Source organism: Thermus aquaticus, from assembly GCF_001280255.1.
Taxonomy (GTDB): domain Bacteria; phylum Deinococcota; class Deinococci; order Deinococcales; family Thermaceae; genus Thermus; species Thermus aquaticus.
The window spans coordinates 1-2267 of sequence record NZ_LHCI01000002.1 but is presented as its reverse complement, the minus strand read 5'-3'; the positions used below and the strand labels follow the sequence as shown (position 1 = coordinate 2267).

The 2267-nt window shown below is 71.5% G+C and carries 5 protein-coding genes and 1 pseudogene; 2 read left to right on the top strand and 4 right to left on the bottom strand.

Annotated features, from left to right (window positions below):
- On the bottom strand, positions 1-221 hold a 221-nt coding region (locus BVI061214_RS00025; RefSeq protein ID WP_169775281.1), incomplete at its 3' end, for a DUF5615 family PIN-like protein.
- Between the two features lie 47 nt (positions 222-268).
- Between BVI061214_RS00025 and BVI061214_RS13950 the strand changes: the two genes are divergently transcribed.
- Complete coding sequence (locus BVI061214_RS13950; RefSeq protein WP_282953973.1) at positions 269-394, top strand: hypothetical protein; 126 nt, start codon at positions 269-271, stop codon at positions 392-394.
- On the top strand, positions 391-1116 hold the full coding sequence (locus BVI061214_RS13945) for a hypothetical protein (RefSeq protein WP_053766868.1): 726 nt from the start codon (positions 391-393) through the stop codon (positions 1114-1116). Before BVI061214_RS13950 ends, BVI061214_RS13945 begins: the two co-directional genes overlap by 4 nt.
- Before the next feature lie 182 nt (positions 1117-1298).
- On the opposite strand, the pseudogene BVI061214_RS00015 reads toward BVI061214_RS13945, so the two are convergent.
- The 3 genes and pseudogenes from BVI061214_RS00015 to BVI061214_RS00010 form a co-directional block, all read right to left on the bottom strand.
- Positions 1299-1538: pseudogene (locus BVI061214_RS00015) on the bottom strand (DUF5615 family PIN-like protein); the annotation flags it as partial.
- On the bottom strand, positions 1430-1807 hold the full coding sequence (locus BVI061214_RS14125) for a DUF433 domain-containing protein (protein WP_248841674.1): 378 nt from the start codon (positions 1805-1807) through the stop codon (positions 1430-1432). The gene BVI061214_RS14125 and the pseudogene BVI061214_RS00015, both read right to left, overlap by 109 nt.
- 48 nt (positions 1808-1855) lie before the next feature.
- The gene (locus BVI061214_RS00010; protein ID WP_231623782.1) at positions 1856-2068 is read right to left on the bottom strand and encodes a hypothetical protein; all 213 of its coding nucleotides are present in this window, start codon (positions 2066-2068) and stop codon (positions 1856-1858) included.
- Positions 2069-2267 lie beyond the last annotated feature (199 nt).

The window sequence follows — 2267 nt, the reverse complement described above, 5'->3', positions numbered from 1 at the left end:
TTGTAGGGCTCCTTTCGGAGGAGCAGGTCTTGGACGAAGTCCCCGTCCTTGGTGACCACCACCCGCCGTTCCCGCAGGGAGAGGGCGCATATCTCCTGGTCCGGCGTGGCGTTGCCCCGGGGAAGCTCGCGGGTGTGCAGGGCGTCGTAGCCCCTCTCCCGCAGGCGCTCCACCAGGCGGAAGGGGAGGTGGGCGTCCACCAAAAAGAGGGGCTCGCTCACGCCACCCTCAGGACCGTCTTCAGGCGGGGGAGAAGGGGTGGAGCGGGGTGACCCTGGTCCCGGAACCTCCTCTGCTCCTGGTGCCTCGGGGGCGGGCGGCCCAGGGGGAGTGGGCGGCCTGGGCCCAGGCCCGGCTGCGGCGGCTGGAGGCCCTGGGGGGTAGGCTGCCGTGAGGACCCTTCTCCTCCTGGCCTTCCTCCTCCTGCCCGCCTGGGGGCAGATCGACCCCCTGCGCCCGGCGGAGGAGCCCACCCTGGGCTTCCGGGTGGGGCTGGGGTACGGCCCCTTTGGGGGGCGGGGGATTGGGGTGGACGAGGGGGGGCCCTACGCCTTCACCCGGGCGGGGCACGACCTGCGCCTGGAGGTGGGGCTCAGCTGGCGGGCCACCCAGGAGGTGAGCCTGGAGGGGGCGGTGGGCCTCTCCCTCCTCCTCCTGGGGGAGGAGCGGGTGCGGGAGGGGAGGCGGGAGGCCTCCTGGTGGGGGGAAGGGGGCTGGGGGCTCCAGGTGGGGGCGGCCTACCGGCTGCGGGAGCTGCCGGGACGGCCCCGGGTCTACCTGGGGGCCCGGTACCCGTGGGGGCTGGAGGGGGGCGTGTCCCTGGCCTTCCTGCGGGACCGGGTGGTGGCCACCCTGGGGGGTAGCCTGGACTGGAGCCCTGGGGAGCCCCCCGTCTTGGGGGTGGGCCTGGGGCTGGGCCTGGTGGCCAACGAGGTGTGGAGCCTGGGGGTGGGGGCCTCCCTGCGGGTGCCCCTGGGAGTGGAGCCTCCTGGGGGAGCCCTCTTCCTGCGGGCGGGGTACAGCCTGGACCCGGAGGGGAAGGGGGAGGTGGCGGTGCGGGGTAGCCTTGGGGACGGGGGCTTCCGGCTGCGGGTGGAGTGGGCGGGGGGGCTATAGGCACGAAAGCCACCTTTCGCGCACAAAACTCGCCCCGCAGGGACAAAGCCTGCGGGGTTTATGCGACTTGAGGGGGGTAAAGGTGCATAAAGGCGGCAGAAGGAGGGGGCGAGAGAGGCCCACTTCGGGGGTGCATAAAGGCTAAACCCGGCCTTCGCAGCTAGGAGGTGGAGGGGGAAGCTTCAGAAGTGCACGGTGATGAAATCCCGGCCAAGCTCCACAAAGGTGTGGTCCTTCAGAAGGGAGGCCAGGGTAGGGAGGTTGCGCAGGAAGAGCTCTTCGAGGTCCCGGTTGCGGATGTTGCCGGTGGAGATCAGCAGGAGCTTGTAGGGCTCCTTTCGGAGGAGCAGGTCTTGGACGAAGTCCCCGTCCTTGGTGACCACCACCCGCCGTTCCCGCAGGGAGAGGGCGCATATCTCCTGGTCCGGCGTGGCGTTGCCCCGGGGAAGCTCGCGGGTGTGCAGGGCGTCGTAGCCCCTCCCTCGGCCAGCCTGGCCGCGTAGAGGAGGACCGCCTGGAGGTCTTCGGACTCCAGGTCAGGGTAGTCCGCCAGGATCTCCTCCGGGGTCATGCCCGAGGCCAGGAGCTCCAAGAGGACCTTCACCGGGTAGCGGAGCCCCCGCACCGTGGGCTGCCCGTGGTTCACCTCGGGGTCCACGCTGATGCGGGCCAGAAGGTCGCCCTGGTCCATGGCCTCATGGTATCGGCTGGGGTGGGAAGGGGCCGGGGGGCAGTGGGCCTAGCCCCGCCCCGCAGGACCCAGGGGCACCACCAGGCGCAGCCAGCGCCGACCCCTTTCGTCCACCCCGGAGAGGAGGCGCACGGGGCGGCCCGGGAGGTGCCGGGCCACCACCGCCTCCAGTTCCCGGGCCAGGGCCTCCCGCCTCTCCGGGGGCAGCTCGGGGGTCTCCAGGAGGAGCTCCACGGTGTCCCGCTCCAGGTTCCGGTCCACGGCTTCACCTCGGGAGGACATCCTACGCTTGCCCCTCGGGAAAGGGGTGTTTTCCGGGCTCTAAGGCCCCGAGAAGGCCCGGGGGGAAGGGGGGCAAGGGGGAACACCGACCCCCGGCCCTTTAGGCCCCTTAGAGGGGCATAGAGGCCCTTAGGGGAAGGTGTGCCCGGCCCCAAAGGGCTTTTGGCCCGGGCAAAGG